The sequence below is a fragment of the Actimicrobium sp. CCI2.3 genome, assembly GCF_035019065.1.
Classification (GTDB): domain Bacteria; phylum Pseudomonadota; class Gammaproteobacteria; order Burkholderiales; family Burkholderiaceae_D; genus Actimicrobium.
The window spans coordinates 218,367-243,037 of sequence record NZ_JASJWR010000001.1 but is presented as its reverse complement, the minus strand read 5'-3'; the positions used below and the strand labels follow the sequence as shown (position 1 = coordinate 243,037).

The 24,671-nt window shown below is 52.5% G+C and carries 17 protein-coding genes, 1 tRNA gene and 1 pseudogene; 13 read left to right on the top strand and 6 right to left on the bottom strand.

What is annotated here, in order from left to right; translation table 11 throughout:
- Positions 1–804: an ABC transporter substrate-binding protein gene (locus tag QN370_RS00990; protein ID WP_322127409.1), complete on the top strand. Its 804-nt coding sequence runs from the start codon at positions 1–3 to the stop codon at positions 802–804.
- 393 nt (positions 805–1,197) lie between these two features.
- Here QN370_RS00990 and QN370_RS00985 read toward each other — a convergent pair whose 3' ends face one another.
- On the bottom strand, positions 1,198–1,365 hold the full coding sequence (locus tag QN370_RS00985; RefSeq protein WP_322129213.1) for a hypothetical protein: 168 nt from the start codon (positions 1,363–1,365) through the stop codon (positions 1,198–1,200).
- On the opposite strand from QN370_RS00985, the gene QN370_RS00980 reads away from it, so the two are divergent.
- The 3 genes from QN370_RS00980 to gfa all read left to right on the top strand — a co-directional run bounded on the left by QN370_RS00980 (position 1,290) and on the right by gfa (position 7,098).
- On the top strand, positions 1,290–4,349 hold the full coding sequence (locus tag QN370_RS00980; RefSeq protein ID WP_323581655.1) for a discoidin domain-containing protein: 3,060 nt from the start codon (positions 1,290–1,292) through the stop codon (positions 4,347–4,349). The genes QN370_RS00985 and QN370_RS00980 overlap by 76 nt on opposite strands.
- Before the next feature lie 664 nt (positions 4,350–5,013).
- Positions 5,014–6,156: an ABC transporter substrate-binding protein gene (locus tag QN370_RS00975; protein WP_322127410.1), complete on the top strand. Its 1,143-nt coding sequence runs from the start codon at positions 5,014–5,016 to the stop codon at positions 6,154–6,156.
- A gap of 384 nt (positions 6,157–6,540) precedes the next feature.
- A complete protein-coding gene (gene gfa, locus QN370_RS00970) occupies positions 6,541–7,098 on the top strand; it encodes an S-(hydroxymethyl)glutathione synthase (protein ID WP_322127411.1) in 558 nt (185 codons plus the stop codon).
- 76 nt (positions 7,099–7,174) lie between these two features.
- Here the strand turns inward: gfa and QN370_RS00965 are convergent, their stop codons facing one another.
- Entirely contained in the window at positions 7,175–7,789 is a 615-nt protein-coding gene (locus QN370_RS00965; RefSeq protein WP_322127412.1) for a glutathione S-transferase family protein, read from the bottom strand.
- Between the two features lie 188 nt (positions 7,790–7,977).
- On the opposite strand from QN370_RS00965, the pseudogene QN370_RS00960 reads away from it, so the two are divergent.
- Positions 7,978–8,127 (top strand): annotated as a pseudogene (locus QN370_RS00960) (transposase domain-containing protein); the annotation flags it as partial.
- Between the two features lie 29 nt (positions 8,128–8,156).
- Here QN370_RS00960 and QN370_RS00955 read toward each other — a convergent pair.
- Together QN370_RS00955 and QN370_RS00950 are read right to left on the bottom strand one after the other, a co-directional pair.
- On the bottom strand, positions 8,157–10,553 hold the full coding sequence (locus QN370_RS00955; RefSeq protein ID WP_322127413.1) for a carboxylesterase family protein: 2,397 nt from the start codon (positions 10,551–10,553) through the stop codon (positions 8,157–8,159).
- 414 nt (positions 10,554–10,967) lie between these two features.
- Positions 10,968–11,534, bottom strand: a complete 567-nt coding sequence (locus tag QN370_RS00950) for an HNH endonuclease (RefSeq protein ID WP_322127414.1) — start codon at positions 11,532–11,534, stop codon at positions 10,968–10,970.
- 244 nt (positions 11,535–11,778) lie between these two features.
- Between QN370_RS00950 and QN370_RS00945 the strand changes: the two genes are divergently transcribed.
- Positions 11,779–13,080: a leucine-rich repeat-containing protein kinase family protein gene (locus QN370_RS00945; RefSeq protein WP_322127415.1), complete on the top strand. Its 1,302-nt coding sequence runs from the start codon at positions 11,779–11,781 to the stop codon at positions 13,078–13,080.
- A gap of 28 nt (positions 13,081–13,108) precedes the next feature.
- Here the strand turns inward: QN370_RS00945 and QN370_RS00940 are convergent, their stop codons facing one another.
- A complete protein-coding gene (locus QN370_RS00940) occupies positions 13,109–14,509 on the bottom strand; it encodes a chloride channel protein (protein ID WP_322127416.1) in 1,401 nt (466 codons plus the stop codon).
- A 502-nt stretch (positions 14,510–15,011) separates the two neighbouring features.
- Between QN370_RS00940 and proV the strand changes: the two genes are divergently transcribed.
- From proV to QN370_RS00905, 7 genes are all read left to right on the top strand, one after another.
- Positions 15,012–16,226 carry a glycine betaine/L-proline ABC transporter ATP-binding protein ProV gene (gene proV, locus QN370_RS00935; protein ID WP_322127417.1) on the top strand — a complete coding sequence of 405 codons (1,215 nt, stop codon included), beginning with the start codon at positions 15,012–15,014 and terminating at the stop codon, positions 16,224–16,226.
- The gene (proW, locus tag QN370_RS00930; RefSeq protein ID WP_322127418.1) at positions 16,223–17,494 is read left to right on the top strand and encodes a glycine betaine/L-proline ABC transporter permease ProW; all 1,272 of its coding nucleotides are present in this window, start codon (positions 16,223–16,225) and stop codon (positions 17,492–17,494) included. Before proV ends, proW begins: the two co-directional genes overlap by 4 nt.
- 118 nt (positions 17,495–17,612) lie before the next feature.
- Positions 17,613–18,626: a glycine betaine/L-proline ABC transporter substrate-binding protein ProX gene (gene proX / locus QN370_RS00925; RefSeq protein ID WP_322127419.1), complete on the top strand. Its 1,014-nt coding sequence runs from the start codon at positions 17,613–17,615 to the stop codon at positions 18,624–18,626.
- Between the two features lie 16 nt (positions 18,627–18,642).
- Positions 18,643–19,617: a porin gene (locus QN370_RS00920; RefSeq protein WP_322127420.1), complete on the top strand. Its 975-nt coding sequence runs from the start codon at positions 18,643–18,645 to the stop codon at positions 19,615–19,617.
- 130 nt (positions 19,618–19,747) lie between these two features.
- Positions 19,748–19,832: transfer RNA gene (locus QN370_RS00915), tRNA-Leu, on the top strand.
- Positions 19,833–20,235: 403 nt separating this feature from the next.
- Entirely contained in the window at positions 20,236–20,922 is a 687-nt protein-coding gene (locus QN370_RS00910) for a haloacid dehalogenase type II (protein ID WP_322127421.1), read from the top strand.
- 81 nt (positions 20,923–21,003) lie between these two features.
- Positions 21,004–23,223 (top strand): malate synthase G, encoded by a 2,220-nt coding sequence (locus QN370_RS00905; protein ID WP_322127422.1) that lies wholly within the window; start codon positions 21,004–21,006, stop codon positions 23,221–23,223.
- A 78-nt stretch (positions 23,224–23,301) separates the two neighbouring features.
- Here the strand turns inward: QN370_RS00905 and QN370_RS00900 are convergent, their stop codons facing one another.
- Positions 23,302–24,588 carry an O-acetylhomoserine aminocarboxypropyltransferase/cysteine synthase family protein gene (locus QN370_RS00900; RefSeq protein WP_322127423.1) on the bottom strand — a complete coding sequence of 429 codons (1,287 nt, stop codon included), beginning with the start codon at positions 24,586–24,588 and terminating at the stop codon, positions 23,302–23,304.
- Positions 24,589–24,671: the final 83 nt, after the last annotated feature.

The following is a 24,671-nucleotide window of genomic DNA, read 5'->3' as shown; positions in this document are numbered from 1 at the left end:
ATGAGTCACTACCAACGTATTGCCTGCCTGTGCACGGAATCGGTCGAAACACTGTATGCGCTGGGCGCGGAAGACTGCATCGCCGGGATCTCCGGATTCAGTGTCCGACCACCGAGGGCGCGCAAGGAAAAGCCGAAAATCAGCGGTTTTTCATCGACAAAAATCGAACGCATTCTGGCCGTCAAGCCGGATCTCGTGATCGGATTTTGTGATCTGCAAGCCGATATTTGCCGGGACCTCGCGCTGGCTGGCATCGAAGTTCATCTGTTCAACCAGCGCAGCATCGCCGGCATCCTGCACATGATTCGTGTGCTGGCCGCACTGGTGGAGCGCGAACAGGCAGGCCGTGAACTGGTGGCGCAATTACAAAGCGAGATCGATGCTGTCGTCGCACGGGCAGGGCAGGGCGCACGTCGACCGATCATCTATTTTGAAGAGTGGAATGAACCGCTGATGAGCGGCATCGGCTGGGTCGCAGAAGCGATTGTGCTGGCGGGTGGGGAAGATGCCTTTCCGGAGCTGTCCGTCCATGCATCTGCAAGCGAGCGCATCATTGCTGATCCGATGACGGTCGTCCAACGTGCTCCGGACATCATTATTGCGTCCTGGTGCGGCAAAAAATTCCAGCCGTCGCTGGTGCAGTCGCGGGCAGGCTGGCAAGACATTCCCGCTGTGCGCAACAACATGCTGTTTGAAATCAAGTCGCCCGACATCCTGTCGCCGGGGCCGGCGGTAATCACTGAAGGGTTGCGTCAGATCAGTGACTTTGTGGCGCACTGGCAGGAAGCAGAACTATCAAAGTAATCACTTCATCACGCCTGACAAGTGCGACAGCAGTCGAATAGTTTCGCTCGACAGCGGACGTGCAGGATGGTTTTCAGCAAAACAGGCGCGAGCAGACGGCGAAGCCGAAATCAGCAGCGGTATTCCCTCAAGTTAAGTGTTGCTGCATAGAACATAAGTAATTGAAAAAACCAACTATCATTTTATACTTTGATTTTTGGTATATTTTGAAGGTAGCATGGAGGCTTGCACTTTTCGTCTACCAGGAGCCTTCGATGAACACTCACAGGCAGCTCAGCAAACTTGTTATTACACAAAGATGGGCTGCACAGGTAGCCGCTGTCAGTCTATTGAGCGTTTTGCTGGTGGCTTGTAGCGGAGGCGCTGGAAATAGCGACTCATCAACGTTACCAACTACGCCAACGTCATCAACCTCTCCAACGTCGCCATCGTCATCAGCCTCACCATCGTCACCATCGTCACCATCGTCATCATCGTCATCAACGATACCATCGTCATCAACGATACCAAACCTACCAACAGCAACAGCAACATCAACACCAGTAATAGTTCGAGGTGCAAGCCAATTCCTGAATCGTAGTGGTTGGAGAGTCACCGCTTCACCCAATTTTTCACAAGACACAGAAAAAGCAATTGACGGCAATCTTTCAAGCAGGTGGACCACGTCGAGTAACAACCAAAGGCCGGGGATGTACTTCCAGATCGACTTTGGCGAATCACTGTCGTTCGATAAAATTGAAATGAACGTAGGCGACTCATTGGGTGACTACCTGAGAGGCTATGCTATCTACGCAACAGACGACCTGGCGGTGCTCGGTAGTCCAATCGCGAGTGGTACCGGAGCAATCGTTACTAGTATCGTCGTACCGGAAACAAAGGCACGTTACGTCCGCATCGTTTCGACCGACTCCGCCCAATACAACTGGTGGTCGATCGCGGAGATCAACGTGTCTGGATGGCAGCCGAAAAGAACGCCCCTCAACATCCCGGTCGGCGGTTCCATATCCAATGTCAACGCAAATGGAGCGCCCACCAACATCCGGGTCGGCGGTTCCATATCCAATGTCAGCGCAAATGGAACGCCCACCGACGTCCGGGCCGTTGGTTCCATATCCAATGTCAGCGCAAATGCAAACACCGACCTTCCGGCCGGCTCCATATACAAACTCACATCGATTAACGTTGATTTCGGCAAAACTGATGCGAACAAATTTTTTATGACGGCCGCTTCTGCCGGTTCAGGAGGCGAGGTTGAACTGAGGCTTGACTCGAAACCTGATAAGGTTTTCGGCCGGTGTTTTTTTCACCACACAGGCAGCCCACTCTATTTTCTTGAATATGAGTGCGAATCCAAAGAAACAGTTACAGGACCTCAAACCGTGCTCATGAAATTTCAGGATTATTCCGATCCTGATGGCGGCCAGTTATTAAAAGTCAATTTATTTAGATATGACTATGTTGAAACTTCGAGTTCAAGTGAAAACAATCCAAATGGCAAACTCAATGTATATGGCAATGGTGGTACTGTAAATGATGTCAATGTATCCCCAAAACCAGAACCTGCTTTAGGTGATGAAAAACCCTCACCATACTATGATATTAGTATTATTAGAACAGCCGATATGCAATTCGATAGTAAGGGAAAGGATTATAATAATGTTAATAACTGGTATCGGCCGTTTGCATTCTTCACCGAGTGCCCGTTACCCTCCTCCCCTAAAATCGATATCGAGAAGGGCTATTATGTTGGAATGATCGGCGGGTGGAGTCACACTTTCACTAATTTTGAACTAGAAGCGGACACGGAAATCGTGGTGAAAATAAGCCGTAAAAGTTCCAATAGCTTCGGTGCTCCTGCAGGGGGAATAACTAGTGCAAAAGCATATCCAGAAAATAAGCGTATATCTGTGGATGTAATTAATGGTGACGTTTATATCAAAATGAGAAATCCGGCGCAGATTTCAGTCGATATCGATGGACAAATGGATAGTCGAGATGCACCAAGAGCAAAAATAAATTGGGAGGATGGTGAATTCCCGTATGTTGGTCGAGACAAAGGTTCGCACGCTGTTTCAATTTTCGCGAATCCCGTTATTAAAAATAAACCCAAAAGTGGTGCCAGAGTGGTTTACATAGAGGCAGGCAAAGAAATACCAGAATGGTTAAAAGGCAAAAATGCTGATGATAAAACCAAGAGTTCCGATGCTGACAATTTTGATACAGTGGTTTTCGGTCCCGGTGTTCACAACGTTTCGGTGAAATCGCCGGGCGTTGAGCGAGATCGGGAATATGGAGATTGGATTAAATTATTTCCTGACAAAACTTACTATATTCCAGGAGATGCCATAGTTTATGGTAATTTTTCCTACATAAATGTTGATAGTCGAAGGGAAAGAAAAAACATACGAATTTTCGGGCATGGAACCATATCTGGCAGGAAGATTCCGCATCACACAGTTAGCACAGTCAGCAATGATATTTCCTACGGGATACATGTTGAAGATGCTGGGAATATAAATATCGAAGGAATCACGCTGATTGATTCAGCTAATCACAACTTTTATGTAAACGGAGTTTATCCTGAAAAAAATTCTATACAGTTTGTAAAAGTAATCGGCTGGCGCGGCAACACCGATGCCGCTTCGATAAGCGGTAATATTCTGATGGAAGACAGTTTTTTCCGCGTTCAGGATGACGGACACTATATAGGAGGGGCACTACCTCTGCGTCGTATTGTCTTTTGGCATGACGTCAATGGACAGGATTTTAGAGGTGGCCTTGGCCTTAACCGAGAAGGATTTGGTCCAATAATTGATCTAAAACGCCTCCCTTATATGCAAAAGCAGATAGTTATTGAGGATATTGATATCATCTATGCTCGAAGTATTTTCGCAGTAGGAGATCCTGAGAATGGGCTCATTGGACTTAATGGCGAAAGCGTAGACGATCCCAAAAACCCAGACGGTTCCAAAATCGTACCCAAGGACAACGATATTATTAATACAGGTCAAATGATAGTTTTCCGAAACATAAGAATTTCTGATCCAAAGCCAAATCGGGCAATCTTTGAAATTAATGCAATACGCCCTACAGCATTACATAATTATGCAGGTATCCGATTTGAGAATATCAACTATGAACATATTGAGTCCTTTGGATGGAAAAATACACTCAAAGGAGGTCCGACAGGTATAAGTAAATTCGTTTTTGATAATATTTCAATTGCGGGTAAAAAGGTTGATTTACCCTACGTATCCAATCCAGTCAACTTTAAGTTTGATAAGAATAGTGTTTTTGATCTGACGTTTAGAATTAGAGATATTGTCGCTCCAGCGTCTTACACGCTTACAAGAACTGCAATAAATGGATCCATTGATCTCGTGCAAAACGGCAGTAACTCGGTTACCGTCATGCCCAGCAACCAGGCGGATCCTAGTTACGAATTTAGTCAATGGGGTGGCGATGCGAGCGGATCAGATAATCCGCTAACGTTCACGATGAATAGGGATATGGCGATAACAGCCTACTTTAAAAAACGTAAGTAAGACTTTGTGGCTTGGTTGGTAAGCGCATCGCATCGCAACGGAATGGTTCATAAGCGGCGATTTTAGTGTTCTAAGTGCGAGCGAATTGCTTCCGACAGAGTAACGGAATTTTAATGTGACGGGAGTTGAACCGGGAGGCTCATCCAGGGATGGCAGCATTGGCGACGTGTCGTCCGTATCCCGACCGGTGACCACATGCGCTACGTCCGGTGTGACCTCGCACCATGTTTTTCTTCAGCCATTAGCCGGCACTGGGGACTATACTTTTCCCTTTTTTATTCCTGAAATTGTGGATCTCTTTGTAGTCTTTATGAAACATAAAAGGGGAAAGACTACTTGTAAGCACGATATTTCTATAATACATTAGTTAGAAGAAATCTTTTTTTGGTAAATAGAGTAAATTTTTCATAGAGATCCCGATGTCTTTGATTAATTTACAAACCACCACATTGAGATTCCTGGCGCACTCACTTTGAAATTTCACACCCGCAAAAAATATTACTTGATTCGTCGTAGATTAATGGAATATCTCACTTTTTTATCGCTTAGTTCTTGTTGTGGTCGCGTTTTAAAAAACTATCCTTAAACGAAATAATGGCGTTTTCATTTAAAAGTCGTCTATCGTTTGAGCAGTAGGATCACCTAATTATTGATTAGAAGATAAATGATATCAAAATTAATACTGCGCTCGACGCTCTCACTATTAGCCTTCTTGGTTATAAATTCCGTTCATGCCGAGCAAGGTGTGACAGATACGGAAATCAAGATCGGCATGTCAACCCCGCTAACTGGTCCCGTTGGTGCCTATGGAAAGGAAATGCGAGATGCGATCAATAATCACTTCAATCTTGTTAATGCGGATGGAGGAATTTATGGTCGCAAGCTAAAATTGGTGACGCTGGACGATGGATATGAAACAGAAAGAACCGTTGAGAACACCAAAAAATTAATCCATGATGAAAAGGTGTTCGGACTTGTCGGTTACTACGGGTCTTCACCTACCACAGCTGCAATGCAAGTTTTTAGTGCTGCGAAAATTCCGCTTGTAGGCTCCGTCAGTGGCGCAGGAAGTCTCAGAGATCCCGTGAATCCCTACATGTTTAATGTTCGCGCAAGTTACAAGGATGAGACACGGGCTATCGTCGATCTCCTGGTAACAATGGGATTAAAGCGTATTGGGGTATTTTATCAAAACGACGGCTTTGGAAAGTCAGGTCTAGATGGCGTCACTGAAGCACTTAAAAAATATAATCTGGCACCTGAGGTAGTTGGATCTGTCGAGCGAAATTCGATGGAAGTTGGGCCAGCAATAGCGAAAATGGCACAAACCCGTCCGCAAGCCGTCATTATGGTAACTCTTTACAAGACGACTGCAGAATTCGTTCGCAAGATGAAAAAAGCAGAATTGAATCCGGTCTACATGTCACTTTCCCCCATCAGTGCTGACTTACTTGAAGCGGAGCTGGGTGAAGATGCACGTGGCATTGGTATATCCCAGGTAATGCCGTATCCATGGAATAGTATCCTGCCTGTTAATAAAGAGATTAAACGTGCCGCTGAATTAAATAACAAACTATTCAAGGCTTCCTATTATGGCAGTGAAGGGTATTTGAATGCCAAGATATTGGTATATGCGTTAAAAAAAGCTGGGAAAAATTTGACTGTCGAAAAATTTGTTGGTGCGTTAAATGAAATGCATAACGTAGACATGGGTGGTTTTTTTGTAAATTATTCTCCTGCCAATCACAATAGTTCGAATTTTATCGAGTTGACGGTAATTGGTCTCAAGGGTCAAATTCTTCGTTAAGAATAGTGTGTACCGTTTTGTGGTTCAGTCTCAGGCAAGGCTGTCATGGTGGTTCGCGCTTTTTCTTAGAAACGGCTTCGATTAGCCGAATGCGATTGATATTCTTCATCGTCAGCCTGAACGCAGTGAGGTTGCACGTGATTGGACTGCGCCTTTATCAAAAAACGCCAGCATGGCGGGCATGCAATTTGGGGCATGTGATCTTGACAAAATGTGGACATTTGGAAAAACCCTCTGCATAGCTGTGACACTGAAATTACGTATAATTTATATTATGTAAAATAATATTTGTGGTGACCGTTGCAACTACGTGAAGCAACTAACAGACACGTCGATGCAATCTAGATACTCTTGCGCTCCAACACACCGTTTCAGGAGCAAGCAATGACTGTTCAAATTCATCCCGCAGTAGATAATGGAATCGCACCGACCCTCGCCGGTTTTGCCGGCGGCAAGCTTGTCTGCGCTTGTGTCGACCATCCTGTTGAAGTCACCATTACCTCGCAAACGGCACACAACCATGTATGCGGTTGTTCGAAGTGCTGGAAGCCAGACGGTTCACTGTTTTCTCAGGTCGCTGTTGTGTCTCGTGACGCCGTTACCATCACGGCCAATGCGGACAAGCTGAAAATCGTCGATACCAACACCTCGATCCAGCGTCATGCTTGCACTGGCTGCGGTGTCCACATGATCGGCCGCATTGAAAACACCGCGCATCCATTTTTCGGACTTGACTTCGTACATACCGAACGTTCACCAGAGTCCGGTTGGTCTGCTCCCGTGTTTGCCGCTTTCGTGTCATCGATCATCGAGTCCGGTGCTGCTCCGGATCAAATGGGCGCCGTTCGCGACCGTCTGGTAGAACTTGGCTTGCCACCGTATGACTGCCTGTCGCCCGTCTTGATGGACGTGATTGCGACACACGCCGCCAAGTCCAAATAATCGTCCTCCTCACGTGCAGGGACACCTGACCGGCTACCTGCACGGGTAATGCCAGCGCTACAAGCGTTGCGGCAATTCAGACGCTCGGCCGCAGCGCTATCCGATTTCGGTAAGCATGGAGATGGGACAGTCCCAACTCACCCGGATTGAATTTCATCAATCCACGGGCAAACTCCAATGCACAGAATGCCGTGATGTCGGCGATGGTGAAGCGATCACCGGCAACATATTCATTGCTGGCAAGATACTCGTCCAGCCAACGTGCAACAACCAGCATTTTTTTGCCTTGCGAATGACCGAAGTCATGGAACTGCGGCTGCTCCAGCGCGCTCAGACCAGGATGCGTGTGGCGTATGCAATTGGCAATCGATCCAAACAGCGATAACTCCATCCGTCGATCTGCCATTTCGATGAAAGCACGTTCTTCGAATGTTGTTCCCATCAGGTTAGGTTCCGGATGCAAGCCTTCCAGATACGCACAGATCGCCCTGCTTTCACTCAGCACCCGCCCATCATCGAGTTCTAAAGTCGGCACACCAGAGAACGGATTCTTTGCCACAAACGCTGTGCTCTTGTGTTCGTTTTCTGACAAATTGACAATAACTTCCTCGATACCTTTTATATTTTTTTCAGCGATGAACATGGTGACGCGACGTGGGTTGGGTGCACGTGGAGAAACATATAATTTCATGAGGCTTTCCTTTAAATGGGTGAGATGGGGAGCGGCACCCTGCACTGCTGCCACGCAAGCAGCGACGCTCATTATTCAGATGGAGGGAATCCGCTCGCTTTTGTTACCCAAAACGAGGGCTTTTGAACCACGCCGAGTGGCACGCATTCAATGCCGTCAATTTTTTGTACTTGGCAATGATCCGTCATGCGCTCATAGGCATTGCCAAACTGAACGGCATTGCTTCGGAAGCTTGCCTGCGCCATGTGCTTGCGCGCATCGCCGACCATCCCACCAATCAAATCAATGATTTTCTTCAATGGAATGTGGTCGGCCAGCATGGTGCCGCTTCGTGCTAAATCCCGTATTTGCGACCAAACGAAATTGGTTAAGGCGTTGCTGGAGGGGCGCTCAACCATGGAAACGCATATTGATCGATCCAGTCGCATTGCGACTTGTAATTTTGCCCTGATCCGAACTGTCCTCCAGACTCAGAGCTCAACGTACCATATCCAGAACGAGTTGACTTGCCGTCGATGCTGAAGACCGGATCGGTTAATTTGGCAGGGTCAGGGTACGGGTAAGCATTCCATGTAAAGGAACTGTCGGCGTTTATAGGCAAATGCCCTGTTAGTCCATATTGTTCCCATGCTGTTTGAAATGTGTTGACTAATTTTTTTATCTCATCATCTCCGGCTTTTGAGTTCGTGACGAAAAGCTGCTCCAGATATGGAGTACCAAAAACATAGGCAAGTTCCAGTGTATGCATCGCACCCATCTCTTGTACGGTACGGTACCCGGATTTAGTAGCGAATGCATAGCCCGCGGGAGTCGACGTTACCTCAACGTTTGGCTGATAGTTCATTTGATAGCGGAAGCTCTTTTGACTCTTCCCGGACGCTTGCGCGTTGTACCGAGCGAGACTGCGGCTGTAACATGTGAACACGGCGTCTGTAAGCAATGACATCGCGGCGTCCCGAACATCAGGTGCATACCTGTAGTCGACGGCTCCATTGTGCTTAGGCTTGTACTGATCCGGCAAGGTATTGAATGCATCGGCACCATTGACCTGCCCGAAAATGCCCTGCAGGATGCTCTTGAAGCCCGATCCGTCGGCACTCAAAAGATTGACGCCAGCGGCATTCTCGCTGCAATTATTGAAAACATTCTTTACAGCACACTTGAATATAGATGAAGCATAGTAACTTTGCAGGTAGTTGTACTCGTCGCGGTTCGTGCCGATAATGGACGGACCCACGTGAACACGCCTGTACAGCGTCGGAGACATCAGAACTTCCATCGGTTGCGCAATAAGTAGTTTACCGTCTATCGGTGGCACGGGGACAAACTGACCTAAACCCTGAGGTGTTGACCCTTTCGGCGTAACGGGGTTTGAATATGCGGCACTGATAATAGCGGCTGGGAGATTGCGCAAAGTAGCGATGACCATGGGCTTTGGGTAACCGCAAGCTCCCCACGGTATATGTGTCGAAACGCCGTCATATCCATCTTGTCCACTCATGACGCCAGTCGGGCATGGGAAAGTGAGTACGTCAACTAGCCCCGTACCGAACATCTCCATATCCGCAAGCGTGGGCCACTTTGGCCTACCGTTTGCATCGAACGGAGTGATCTGGACGTGCGTATTATTAATGGTAGAGCCTTTGTCGGACAAAACTCCCGTCAGGCTACTTGCCCACATGAGGGGCAGGTTGTAGCCACTTTGCTGAATCGTCCGCTTGAAAAGTCCCGCAGCAAGAGGAGATACGTTAAGAATGCTCGTGTTCAGGGCACCTGCTGACTCACCAAATAGCGTGACATTGTCAGGATCACCGCCAAACTGGTCGATATTGTTTTGCACCCATTTGAGCGCCAGGAGTTGATCCAGATTGCCGTATGTTCCAGAGGTTCCAGCCTCTTTGGTCAGTTCGGGATGGGCGAGAAAACCGAACGGACCAACACGATAATTAAGGGTTACGACAACGGCGTCCACTTTTTGCAAAAAAGACGTTGCGTTGGCAGGGACCTTGTTCGGTGCCGGGTCGTAGATGGAGGTCATTGCGCTGCCCTGCATGTTGCCACCACCGGGGATATAGACAAAAACGGGCTTTTTGCTATCCTTTTTGTTCGCGTATTTGGTGTATACGTTCAAATACAGGCAATTTTCGCTGTTAACAGTCGCGAGCGGGAAGTTAACAAGAGCACCCGGGACCATCAACGGCAATTCAGGTATCGGAATGACATAGGACCCCTCGGCAGCCGGTTCTCCGGGCATACACTTAGGAACTTTTCTCGACCCCAGACCTGCTGGGTCAAAATTTACAGACTCTGGTTTGCCAGGGTTAGACCGTCCGCCCAGTTTGTACATCCCGGGCTCGGGGTTTGTCCAGGGCTGGGGCGCACGCCAACGGTTTGCGCCTTCTGTCGTTGCCCCGTACGGAATCGCTATGAAGTGAGATACATTGCTCGAGTCCAATATGGACCCGGTGGCTATGTATCGCTTGTCTCCGCTGCCAAAATCGACGACCGGGTGGAACAGAAAGTACGCGGGGTTCTTGATGTCCGCGGGGTTCTCGAGGTCCGCGGGGTTCTGTTGGTCCAGAGAGGCCGAGCGGCCCCAGGAGCCTGAGTTGCCCAAGGTGCTCTGCGCATCGGCGGTGCCAGGAGATAAAAACAGGCTGGCGATGAGAACCAGTAATCCAATGTTCAGGCTTTTGTGAATTGACGCGAACTGTCCGGTCCGCGCGAGTTCCGATTGAGATTCGTTATCGAATTGAATGTTCATCTTTATCTCCATGAGATAGATAGGGTGAATCGATTTTAAAGACCCCTTGCGCGGTACCAGGTAGTATTTCAGCAGTGCCTTGGTGGCCCTTCAAACCATTTGCTTAACGGAGTGCAACTTATGATTCAAAGGAAACTCTTCTGAGTGGTGCCAAACGGGAACATAGTTCCGTCGGATTTCGATCAAAAGTAACTGACTTCGGCGTGATTCAAAAGTCCCTGTGTTTTGGGTAGCAAAAGCGAGCGAATTCCTTTCATCTGAACAATGGAATTTGTGCATTTTGAAAGTTGCTGCTGATGGCGGCAGGCCTCCGATACTTCAGGCTTGCTGTGGCTGCAGGGAGCCAATGCCGGGCAGCGTAAGCCAGTGTGAGTGGTCTTTGCCAGCCATATCAGTCTGGAAAGCTACCCGCCTTCACAGCAAACGGCTATGCCTCGGTAACGAGGCCGCCAGAAAGTCATGCTGGTCGGCGAGTACATGCCGTCCCGACAGCAGAAAGTGCTCTGCCCGACAAGGTGCGTAGGGTACGTACTGAAGCGGTTTGAAATCAGACACCAACTTCGCATCCTTGCTGCAGTTACATCTCCGGCAGGAAGTCACGCAGTTCATCCACGAGTCTTCCCCGCCACGAGACCTGGCCAGTACATGGTCCCTCGACAAGTCATGGCGTCCCAGCACCTGGCCGCAATACGCGCAAGTGTACCGGTCACGCTTGAACAGTAAATTGTTGTCATGCCCTAGCGGAATAGGCCGCAACATCTTCGCCATGATGCTGGAACCGGCAACAGCAATGATCGGCTTCACCGCGATCATTGACTGCACCCCCGCGCGCGACCAGCCACCACGAAATACCGTCTCCTCCTCTCCAAGCTCCCATGCGATCTTGCCAATCGCATAGTAGTGAATCGCCTCTTGGGCACTGAGCCATGCCCAGGGATTACCGGCGATATCGAGTGCAAGAATGGTGTGCTTGGCAATCATGTTCAAGGTCTCTTGAGTGTCGTGTCGGGAATTGAATGGGACTTGCGAGAAAAAGCCCGTCTTCGCAGATGGCAACTGGTACCAGGGAGATATAAACAGGTTTTTTGGATCGCGTGGGAAATTTCTTGTCAGGTGTTCGCAGGGAGATGCGTGCCGGAAATCCATGTTTTTCCATCATTGGGTGTAATGGTCTCCGGTCGCCTGATAAGCTTCGACACTTTTCTCATTGAGCGGGATTTCGGTAATGCAGACTTTGGCTCAACTACGCGACGGTTCATTAACGGGCATCACCCGCCTGAAACTCGAATGCGGTCTCACCACATTTCCTGATGAAATATTCGATCTTGCCGAATCGCTCGAAATCCTCGACCTGTCCGGCAATGCTTTGTCGTCGCTACCGGAAGATCTGCCACGCCTTCATCGTCTGCGTATCCTGTTTTGTTCGGACAATCAGTTCACGGTGCTGCCGTCGATGCTTGGCGAGTGCCAGCAATTAAGCATGATCGGTTTCAAGGCGAATCAGATCCGGACAGTGCCTGCCAGTGCCCTGCCGCCGACATTACGCTGGCTGATTCTAACCGACAACCAGATCACGCATATTCCTGCCGAGATCGGCCATTGCTCGCAGTTACAGAAGCTGATGCTGTCCGGAAACCAGTTGAACACGCTGCCGGTTCAACTGGCTCAATGTGCACGACTTGAGCTGCTGCGAATTGCCGCTAACCGATTCACCTCGCTTCCGGAATGGCTGCTGACATTGCCACGCTTGTCGTGGCTGGCCTACGCTGGCAATCCGCTGGCCGATGCGCGCGAATTGACGGCATTGAGCAGTACCACTATTCCCGGTATCCGCTGGGAGGATTTGCAACTCTACGAACAGCTAGGCGAAGGGGCTTCCGGCGTGATCTACCGTGCCAGCACCCGGCATGACGACACCGCAAATCCGCTTGCCGTAAAACTGTTCAAGGGAGCCCTGACCAGTGACGGGTTGCCACGCAGCGAAATGGCAGCGTGCATCGCCGCAGGACAGCATCCGAACTTGATCCCGATACGGGGCAAGCTGACAGGCCATCCCGAGCATGCAGACGGGTTAATCATGCCTTTGATTGCCCCGGAATTTCGTAACCTTGCCGGACCGCCCAGCCTGGCATCGTGCACGCGCGACATCTACGATGACGACCTGTCGATGGGTGGTGCCGAACTGCTGGCTATCGCACTCGGGATGGCTTCTGCAGCAGCCCACTTGCACCAACGCGGGATTTTGCATGGCGACCTGTACGGACACAACTTGCTTCATACCGGCGATGGACGCGCCCTGCTCGGCGACTTCGGTGCTGCGTCATTGTTTGATCCGGATAGTCTGCAAGCAGAGGCACTACAACAGATCGAAGTACGTGCCTATGGCATTCTGCTAACAGAATTAATAGCCTGTTGTCCGACTCCCTTTATGCCGCTTGCAGACATTGCCCGCGCCTGTCTGTCTGAAGACAATCGGTCACGACCGTTATTCAGCGAAATTGTGCATATGCTTTTGCCGCTGGCATAACTGCTGACCATTATTTTTACCACCCACGTCACTGCTTGTCCGGCAGGGGCGCTGTCGCGGTGCTTGCATTACCAACCTGATGAATGGCAAGTGCTTCACGCCGGAAGCCCCGTGCGACCGAATGATAGAAGGCGTGCGGGCTGAGTTGCCGTGCAACAAACGAAGCAATCAAGGTGGCAGCAAGCAGATAGAGCGTCGCATCATGGCTTTTGGTCATTTCCATCACGATGACACTGGCAGTAATGGGTGCTTGTGTGGCGGCAGCCAGAAAGGCAGCCATCGAAATCAGCGCAAATATCCGTGGCTCCATGAGCCCGCCAAATAACAGCGAGATGTTCTCACCGATACCTGCGCCGATCGCCAGGCAAGGCGTGAAGATACCGCCCGGAATTCCCGCAAAATACGTAGCGACCGTTGCGAGCCATTTCGCCATGCCGAACCATTGGCCGTCCGGCGATCGACCATTCAGCAGCGCTGCAGTTTGTGTGTAGCCAGTACCATAAATGGAGCCATCGACTGCCCATCCGACAACGGCAACCACCAGACCGCAACCGAAAGCAATGAGAAGCGGTCGCTTCAACGGAATGTGGCGCCAGCGTGCCGGCAACATGCCGGTTGGTCCCATCAGCAAAATTTTCGAAAACAAACCTCCTAATACTCCATTGATAAGAGCGCACAACAGAACTCCCTTCCAGGCTCCGCGCAGGAGTAATACCGACTCATCAATGCGGAAATAGGACTGTCCGCCCAGTAATGCCAGAGATAAAAATCCTGCCGTTAATACTCCTGACAAGACAATACGATCCCATCGGATAGCGCTGTTACGGCCTAACTCTTCGATGGCAAACACGATCCCGGCAAGTGGCGTGTTGAAGGCGGCAGCCAGACCGCCTGCCGCACCCGCAGCAATCAATGCTTCAGGACGGAATCCCAGACGCAGGCCCAACTTCTGGTGCCACCACTGCCCCCACGACAACATGACGGCTGCCCCGACCTGAACCGACGGACCTTCCCGGCCGCTTGACGCCCCCAACAGCAAACTGGCGGCGGTCAATCCAATCTTCCAGATTGATTGGCGTAGCGAGACAAGGGTGCGTTGCGCACCGCTGCTGGCAGGTAAAGACATGGCAGCGATGACTTGCGGGATGCCGCTACCCCGAGCCTGCTGGGCGTAGCGAATAGTCAGCCAACGCAATCCGACGAAGCCAAACGGCAACATCAGGAACGCACTCCAGGAATAGGCACCGATTATCTTGACATTCATTGACAGCATGGCTTCAGCGAGCATCGCAAATGCCAGCGAGACCAATGCAACACAGGAAGCACCGCCAAGAAAGACGGCATAGGTGAGCGTTGTACGGGAAATACGACCGCGACGCCGCGCTGCTTTCGATGAAGGAATTTTGTTCGATTCGAGGGGTTGTTGCATTGAAAAATCCGGTCGGTGAGATAACGAAAATCACTTCATGTCGCAAACAGAACTGCCGCGACAGAGCAGCACGTTACACCTTTCAGACACGGAAACCGATCCCGGTGCCAGCGAAGTTCAACGTGCAATAGTAATCTAAAGTTGACTAAGAAATATTAATTAACTACACTAGAGTAGATTTTAGGCGCTAATTAAAAGACGATAACCGACTTTAACGGTTTATTTACTACCAACTAGAGCGCATTACCCCCATTCAGTCCAGTAGTTCAAGCTTCGTTATTGCCTTGCGTTGCGCACATTCATCGCGACGCTGAGCAAGGCAGTGAAGCAAACAGTTCCAACGCCGTCGCCCACAGCGCCTACACGAACAAATAGAAAAAATGAACGGAATTTCCATGCAGTGACTTTGCATGTCATCACCCTGCCCGCTCGTCGGGAACGCCGCCTGCGTGCAACGCAGGTCCTTGCCACTTCACCTTCCAACAAAAAAAAGGGAATCGTCATGGCCAAGCAGATCACCATCAATAACGTATTCAAGATTTTCGGCGAAGCGCCGGAAAAAGCGCTCGAACTTGTCAATCAAGGTGTCAGCAAACAGGATATTCTAGCGCGCACAGGCAACTCGATCGGCGTCTTCAACGCGAGCTTTAATATCGAAGCAGGCGAAATCTTCGTCGTCATGGGCTTGTCCGGTTCCGGCAAGTCAACGTTAGTACGCATGCTCAACCGGCTCATTACGCCGACAGCTGGCACGATCACCATTGGTGGCGTCGACATCAACAAACTCTCCGCCAAGGATATGCGCGCACTGCGCCGCAAGGACATCAGCATGGTGTTCCAGTCCTTTGCCTTGATGCCGCACATGACTGTGCTCGACAATACGGCGTTTGGTCTGGAATTGGCCGGCGTGGATCGCGCCACCCGTAACGCCCAGGCACTCAAGGCGCTCGATCAGGTCGGTCTGACTGGCTGGGATGCCAGTTTTCCGGACGAACTGTCGGGCGGCATGCAGCAGCGCGTCGGCCTGGCCCGTGCGCTCGCATCGGATCCGTCGATTCTGTTGATGGATGAGGCGTTTTCCGCCCTCGATCCTATTATTCGTACCGAGATGCAATCCGAGATCTTGCGGTTGCAGCAAGTGCGACGCCGCACCGTGGTGTTCATCTCGCATGACCTCGACGAGGCAATGCGCATTGGTGACCGCATCGCCATCATGAAAGACGGCATGGTTGTGCAAGTGGGCACGCCCGATGAAATCCTGCGTAATCCCGCCGACGATTACGTGCGCAGCTTTGTGCATGGTGTTGATGCTGCGGCCGTTTTCAAAGCTGCCGACATCGCCCGGAAGGGCCAGGTCGTCGTCTCGGAACACCCGAGCCGCGGTGCCCGTGCAGCGCTCAAAATGCTGGAAGACAACGACCGTGAATATGCCTACGTCATCAGTCCCGGCCAGCATTACCTTGGCATGGTTTCAGCCGAATCGTTACGCACGGCGTTGCTTGGCCATGAAGGTCCGCTGGGCCTGGCCCACGCCTTCTTGCCGCACTCGGAAAAAATATCCGGCGAAGCGTCGGTCAGTGATCTGTTCGGGCAAGTTGCCAAAGCGCCCTACCCGATCCCGGTAGTGGCCGAGGATGGCCATTACTGCGGTGCGATCAGCAAGACCACGCTGTTGAAATTTCTTGATCGCGATACCCCACTGGTACCAGCGCAATGACGACTTCTTTGAAAGACCCATCGATGCCGGATATCACCACCACGCAGGCTGTGCCGAATGCCGGCGCAGCATCTTCACTGAATGCAGCCCCAGTTCCGGAGTCAACCACTGCTCCGGTAGACCCGTGGGCTACGGGAAGTGCAGATACCGCAGCCTCAGCTGATCCGTGGGCAACCGGTGGTGCGGACGCAGCGGGTTCGGCCGGAGCCGGAGCCGGCGACTGGATGGATGCGCCGGTCAGTAACGGGCTGGCAGATGCACCGGCAGGTTTCATGGCGCAGATACAGCAGTTTCTTGATGGTTCGTCGCCCATCGAAAGCTGGATTAACCACGGACTGGATTGGTTCGTGACGAATTTTCGGCCTTTTTTCCAGACTGTTCGGGTGCCGATCGATAACACGCTGAGTTGGGTAGAAGGTTCGCTGCAAAGCGTGCCGACCCTCGCAATGATCGCCGTTTTCGGCATGCTGGCCTGGCAATTTGCTGGCCGCGCAGTCGCCGTTGGTACCGTCATTTCCTTGCTGGTCGTCGCCGGGCTGGGTATCTGGCCAGAGGCAATGGTTACGCTGTCACTGGTGCTGACGTCGCTCGCATTTTGTCTGGCGATCGGTTTGCCACTGGGGATTTTGCTTGCCCGCAGTGACAGCGCCCAGCGCATCACGCGGCCGATACTCGATGCAATGCAAACTACGCCTGCGTTTGTCTATCTGGTGCCAGTGGTCATGCTGTTCGGTATCGGCAACGTACCGGGCGTCATTGTGACCATCATTTTTGCGCTGCCTCCTCTGGTGCGACTGACCAACCTGGGAATTCGTCAGGTTCGTCCGGACCTGATCGAAGCCGCCCGTGCCTATGGCGCATCGCCAGCTCAAATGTTGCTCAAGGTCCAGTTGCCACTCGCTTTGCCGTCCATCATGGCCGGGGTCAATCAGACGCTGATGCTGTCGCTGTCCATGGTCGTGATTGCCTCGATGATCGCCGTTGGCGGACTCGGACAGATGGTCTTGCGCGGTATCGGTCGCCTGGATATGGGACTGGCGACCGTCGGTGGACTCGGGATTGTGTTGCTGGCGATTTCGCTGGACCGGATCACGCAAGCCGCCGGCCAGTCTCGCCGCGGCGTTCGTCATTGGTATGAAACCGGACCAGTCGGCTTGTTTTACCGGATGCGGCCTGCTTCCAAGGTTGCACATCTCGTCGCACCTAAATCGACTCCAACCGAGACGGGCAAGTCGCCGCTGTCAACAGCATCAGGCGTAGCAACCTGAGTGGCACGGACGATTTGTCTTCATGCACACCGCTCATGATCAGGTGCCATGACCCGCCCCATCTTCTAAAAGAAGAAATCAGCGACAACAAGTTACGCCATTAAAAAGGAATCAACGAATGAAACTGTCAACAACAAACCATTATCTGGGTGCGATGCTCATAGCGATGAGCTTCGCCGCACCGGCTTCCGCCGCCGACCTGCCCGGTAAAGGCATCAAGGTACTGCCAGTGCAAAATACGATTGCAGAACAAACGTTCCAGACACTGCTGGTCACCAAAGCACTGGAAAAACTGGGCTACGATGTCCAGCCAATCAAGGAAATTGCACCACCCACCGCCCATATCGCGGTTGCTAACGGCGACGCCACCTTCATGGCCGATCACTGGAATCCGTTACATGAAGCGTCTTATCAAAGCGCCGGTGGCGATGCAAAGCTCTCGCGCGTTGGTGTGTATTCGGACAACTCGGCACAAGGGTATCTGATCGACAAGGCAACAGCCATCAAATACAAGATCACCAACATCAGCCAGTTTGCCGATCCGAAAATTGCCAAGCTGTTTGATACCGATGGCGACGGCACCGCTGACCTGACAGGATGCGATCCGGGATGGGGCTGCGAAGCTGCGATCGAACAGCATCTGACAGCATTCAAGCTGCGCGGTGCGATTACACACAAGCAAGGTAGTTATTCGGCGCTGATCGCCGATACGATTACCCGCTTCAAGGAAGGCAAGCCGATTTTCTATTACACATGGACTCCGTACTGGGTCAGCAGTGTGATGGTTCCGGGGCGCGATGTGGTCTGGCTGGAAGTGCCGTTTTCGTCAATGCCCGGCGATCAAGCCAAGGTCAGTACGAAACTACCAAATGGCAAGGACTACGGCTTTATCCCGAACAAGCAAAACATCGTTGCCAACAAAGCGTTCGTGGACGCCAATCCTGCCGCTGCCAAACTGTTTTCAATAATGAAATTGCCAATCGTCGATATCAGTAACGAGAACCGGCGCATGAATCAAGGCGAAGGATCATCGGCTGACATAGAACGCCATACCAATAGCTGGATCAAGGCACACCAGGCGGTATTTGATGGCTGGATTTCCCAGTCACTCGCCGCTGCAAAAAAGCAATGACGGAGACGAGAAACAAATGAAAAAATCAATCAGTATCCTGGCGCTGGGCATGCTGTCCGGCCTGTCCAGCCCGGCCAGTGCACAAGCTTCCAATGTCGAAGTGTACGGATACATCGACCTCGGTCTGGTCAAGGAGTCGGGCAACACGCCACGCATGGATCGTGGCCAGAACAACTGGCTCGGCGTCAGGGGTAGCGAGCAACTTGGCGGTGATCTGTCCGCTATTTTCAATCTCCAGATGCGCTTTAATCCCGACTCCGGCGGTCAGGAAAAATCGACCGCCTTTTTCCAGGGTGAAACGACTGTCGGACTCGCCAGCAAACGTTTCGGCTCGGTCCGTCTGGGTCGCGCACTGACACCACTGTGGGCACAAAAGTGGATTTATGACCCGTGGGCTGACAGCGCGTTCATGGGTTCGCTGGCCAACTACAACGGGGACTTCAATAGCGATGGTCTGGTCTCGGTCGACTTCCATAACTATTCGCGCGCCAGCAATGCCGTGTATTACAGCACGCCGGACATGGCGGGTTTTTCGGTGCATGCCGACGCCGAGATCGAACGTGCCATCGGTGACGATGTTGCCCGCACCGTTGCCGGTACACGCCAGAAAGGTGTCTCGTTGAATTATGCCAACGGCGGCCTCACCACGATGCTGGCCTATGAAAAAAACCATATCGACAGCGACATCACCTACGTCGCCGGTGGTTATACGTTTGGTGCGATGACGCTGCTCGGTTCCTACTCGGAAACCAAGTTCGCACGCACCGATGACAAACTCACCAGCATGATGGTGGCGGCGACTTACCTGGTCGGGATCGATACGATTCGCGGCGGCTACGGCAAGATCAAGGAAAGCGGTAACGACAAGTTCACCGTCGGGATCAACCATCCGCTGTCGAAGCGCACCAATCTCTACGCCGACCTGTACCGTGAAGAACTGCTCAATGTTGGCACCACCGGGGTTGCACTCGGGATCAACCATACTTTCTGAACTTTCTGAATCTGGGATAGCAGGCTTCGTGCGTTAATGGCGTTCAAAGGGCATCACAACCAATCCCGAGAAGGTCTGTGATGCTGACAAACCGAGTGCAGGCTCAGGCCTGTGCTAGAATCTCAGACTCGCGGCCATGGCGAAATTGGTAAACGCAGCAGACTTAAAATCTGCCGGATAACTCCTTCCCGGTTCAATTCCGGGTGGCCGCACCAAGCTCTTTCCTTTCCTTTCAACTAGACAGCCTTCTTCTCATCGCTGTCGGCAACCACCGCCAATATTCCTCTGCTTTGTGTCGAATAGTCACCATTGACATCCAAAGCGCGTACCAGCCTGGAACAAAAAATAAAGCCCCGGTAGCGAGATGTACCTAGCAAGCTGCTGGTACAGGGCAATGCGGCACTTTTTCTGCTGCCGCCAGACCTGAAACCATTCCACAGACAAGTATCGGAGTTGATTGGAACCACGGCATCAGATGCACAATGACTCCCCTACTTCATCACACTGAACAAAGCGTCATCTATGACTTAAACACATAGATAAAATGACCAATCAACGTATATGCGATTTTTTTGTTTGCTTATACTGAGTACTTTACTTAACCATAGTGAGATCCACGTGACGATCAAAGCAATTGTGTTCGATGCCTATGGCACGCTGTTCAATGTGTATGCAATAGCCAGCGAAGCCGAGCGTATTTTTCCTCATCATGGCGAGGCGTTGGCGGCGATGTGGCGCGACAAGCAAATCGAATATACCCGACTGCGGTCCATGTGTTCGATGTACAAGCCATTTTGGGAAGTGACTCAGGATGCGCTGGTGTTTTGCTGCAAGAAAATGAACCTCGATCTGGACGTCAATGCCCAAAAAAGTCTGATGGGCCAATATGCCAATCTGCCGTTGTTTCCAGAAAATCTTGAAGTATTAGAACAATTACAACAACAAGGCTACAAGCTGGCTGTTCTGTCGAATGCCAACACAGAAATGCTCGAAGGCATAGTCAAATCAGCTGGGATGGAGACGCTGCTGCCGCATCTGCTATCGGCCGATAGCGTGCAAAAGTTCAAAACCGCACCGGAGGTATATCAACTGGGCACCGACCTGTTCGGCTTGCCGGCAAGAGATATCCTGTTCGTTTCCGGAAACTGCTGGGATGTGTGCGGTGCGACCTGGTTTGGCTACGCCAGCTTCTGGGTCAACCGGACCGGCTCGCCGCTGGAAGAACTCGGCGTGGCACCACATGGACAAGGCCAGTCACTGACTGACTTGCTCGACTTTGTAGCGCAACAATCCGATCAGAATTAATACCGGAAAAGCGAGGCACCAGATCGCCTGCCCGTTTTCCAAAACCATTTTCAATTTTGTCAACCTGTGAGGTTTCATACCATGACTGCTCGTACCACCTGCCATCAGCTTCAAGTCGCTACCGTTCTGTATCGTTTCATCGAAGACAAAGTCTTGCCGGGTACCGGCGTTGACAGCGCCAGTTTCTGGCAAGGCTTCGATGCACTGGTCCATGATCTCGCCCCAAAAAATGCGGCCCTGCTGACCGAACGTGACCGCCTGCAAACTGCACTCGATCAATGGCACCACGCCCATCCGGGACCCATCAGCGACATGACGGCCTATCGTGCGCAGCTGACGACACTCGGCTATCTGGTACCACGCCCAGCCGAAGTCACCATCACCACTGATAACGTGGATGCTGAACTGGCTCTTCAAGCCGGCCCGCAGCTGGTTGTTCCTGTGCTCAATGCCCGCTACGCACTCAACGCTGCCAATGCACGCTGGGGTTCGCTGTACGACGCACTTTACGGCACCGATGCCCTGCCGGAAACCGACGGCGCAACCAAGGTCGGCGCGTCCGGCGAGAGTTACAATCCGATCCGCGGCGCCAAGGTCATCGCTTTCGCCCGTCACTTCCTCGACAACGCGGCACCGCTGGTCAACGGTTCGCACAAGGATTCCACCGGCTATCACGTCGAAGACGGCCAACTTGTCATCACTCTCAAGGATGGCAGCGTCACGCACCTGGCCGACACGAGCCAGTTTGCCGGCTATCAAGGCGCAGCGACGGCACCGTCCTCCGTGCTGCTGAAAAACAATGGCCTGCACATCGATATCCAGATTGACAACAGCAAAGGCATCGGCAAGGAAGATCCGGCCGGCGTCAATGACCTCGTCATCGAGTCAGCACTGTCGACCATTCTCGACCTCGAGGACTCGGTTGCTGTCGTCGATGCCGACGACAAAGTACTGGCCTACGACAACTGGCTGGGTTTGCTCAAGGGCACACTGGTCGAAGAAATCACGCGCAACGGTAAAACATTCACACGCAGCCTCAATCCGGATCGCGAATATATTGCCGCTGGCACAAACGGCGGCGTGGTCACGCTGCATGGCCGCTCGCTGCTATTCCTGCGCAATGTGGGTCACCTGATGACTAACCCGGCCATCCTGTTTGGTAACAATCAGGAAATCCCGGAAGGCATTCTTGACGCGGTCGTTACCGTCACCATTGCGCTGCACGACCTGCGTCGCCAGGCTGGCCAGAAAATCGGCAACTCGCGCACCGGTTCGGTCTACATCGTCAAGCCAAAGATGCACGGTCCTGCCGAAGTCGCTTTCGCCAGCGAACTGTTCGGTCGCGTCGAAGCCCTGCTGGGTCTGCCTGCCAACACGGTCAAGCTGGGCATCATGGATGAAGAGCGCCGCACCAGCGTCAATCTGAAAGCCTGTATCAACGAAGCCGGCGCGCGCGTCGCCTTTATCAACACCGGCTTCCTCGATCGTACCGGCGACGAAATGCACACCGCGATGCAGGCCGGCCCGATGATGCGCAAGGGCGACATGAAAACCAGCGCCTGGCTGGTTGCCTACGAGCGCAGCAACGTGCTGGTCGGCTTGTCCTGCGGCTTGCGCGGTCGCGCCCAGATCGGCAAAGGCATGTGGGCCATGCCAGACCTGATGGCTGCCATGATGGAGCAAAAAATCGGCCATCCGAAAGCCGGTGCCAACACGGCATGGGTGCCATCGCCTACAGCGGCAACACTGCACGCGCTGCATTACCATCAGGTCAACGTGACGGCGATCCAGAAAGAACTGGAAAAGATCGACGCCAACGTCGAAACCGACCGTCTGCTCAACGACTTGTTGCAGATCCCGGTCGTCGCCAAACCAGTCTGGTCCGCCAGCGACATCCAGCAGGAACTCGACAACAACGCCCAGGGTATCCTCGGCTATGTGGTGCGCTGGATCGACCAGGGTGTCGGTTGCTCGAAAGTGCTGGACATTCATAACGTCGGCCTGATGGAAGATCGCGCCACCCTGCGTATCTCCAGCCAGCACATCGCCAACTGGCTCTTGCACGGCATCGTCAGTGCAGAGCAAGTGCAGGAAACGCTGCAACGGATGGCCAAAGTGGTCGACGGCCAGAATGCCGATGATCCGATCTACAAGCCGATGGCACCTGCCTTCGAGAATTCGGATGCGTTCTGCGCGGCCCGTGATCTGGTCATGAAAGGACTGGAGCAACCAAGCGGTTACACCGAACCGTTGCTGCACGCCTGGCGCCTGAAGGTCAAGGCCAAGGCTGCCGCGAAGTAATTCGTCGCTGTCCTCCATAAAAAACGCCGCGAAGTTCGCGGCGTTTTTTATTCCCGAAAGCCTGACCCGGAGGACGGATCAGGAAGCAGCCAGCGCCTGATCGAGGTCGGCCAGCAAGTCATCAATGTGCTCGATCCCGACCGACAGGCGCAACATGTCTTCGCTCACGCCAGCCTTGTGCAACTCGGCCGGATCAAGCTGCCGATGCGTGGTCGAGGCCGGATGCGTGGCCAGTGATTTGGCATCACCAATGTTGACCAGTCGCGTGAACAGTTGCAACGCATCGAGCACGCGCGCACCCGCTTCGCGCGGCGCACCCTGATCCGCACTGCGCAAGCCAAATGACAAAATGCCGGAGGCGCGCCCGTTCATGTACTTCACGGCCAGTGCATGGTCCGGATGATCTTCCAGCCCGGCATACTTCACCCATGCCACTTTCGGATGCTTCGTCAAATGCCGGGCAATCGCCAGCGTGTTGTCGCAAATCCGGTCCATCCGCAAGGCCAGCGTTTCGATGCCTTGCAGGATCAGGAAGGCATTCATCGGCGAAATCGCCGCACCCATGTTTCGTAACGGCACAACCCGCGCACGGCCAATGAAAGCCGCTGCGCCCAGCGCCTCGGTGTAGACCACGCCGTGATACGACACGTCAGGTTCATTGAGGCGCTTGAAACGCTCCTTGTGCTCGGCCCACGGAAATTTGCCGCTGTCGACAATCGCACCGCCGACACTGGTGCCGTGGCCGCCCAGGTATTTGGTCAGCGAATGGACGACGATATCGGCCCCATGCTCGATTGGCCGACACAGGTAAGGACTGGGCACCGTGTTATCGACAATCAGCGGAATCCCGTGCGCATGCGCGATCTCGGCCAGCCGCGCGAAATCGGTCACGTTACCCAGCGGATTGCCGATCGATTCGCAAAAAATCGCTTTCGTGCGCGCATCGATCAGCGCTGCAAAACTGTCCGGCTGGCGCGCATCGGCAAAACGTACTTCGATGCCCATCTGCGGCAGCGTATGCGCGAACAGGTTGTAGGTGCCGCCGTAAAGCTGGCTGGCCGAAATGAAGTTATCGCCAGCTTCAGTGATGGTCTGGATGGCATACGTGATGGCCGCCATGCCGGACGCGACCGCCAGCGCGGCAATGCCACCTTCGAGCGCGGCAACGCGCTTTTCAAGTACGTCCTGCGTCGGGTTCATGATGCGGGTGTAAATATTGCCCGGCACTTTCAGATCAAACAGGTCGGCACCGTGCTGGGCATTATCAAAGGCGTAAGCCACCGTCTGGTAGATCGGCACGGCAGCCGATTTGGTGGTCGGATCCGGGCTGTAGCCGGCGTGGACCGCGAGGGTTTCGAGTTTCATGACGCTCCTGGCAAAAGTCGGGGGAACAACGGGAAAGGGGGCACGCAGGCGTGCAGCCGGTATGGTACGTGATCCATGCCTTG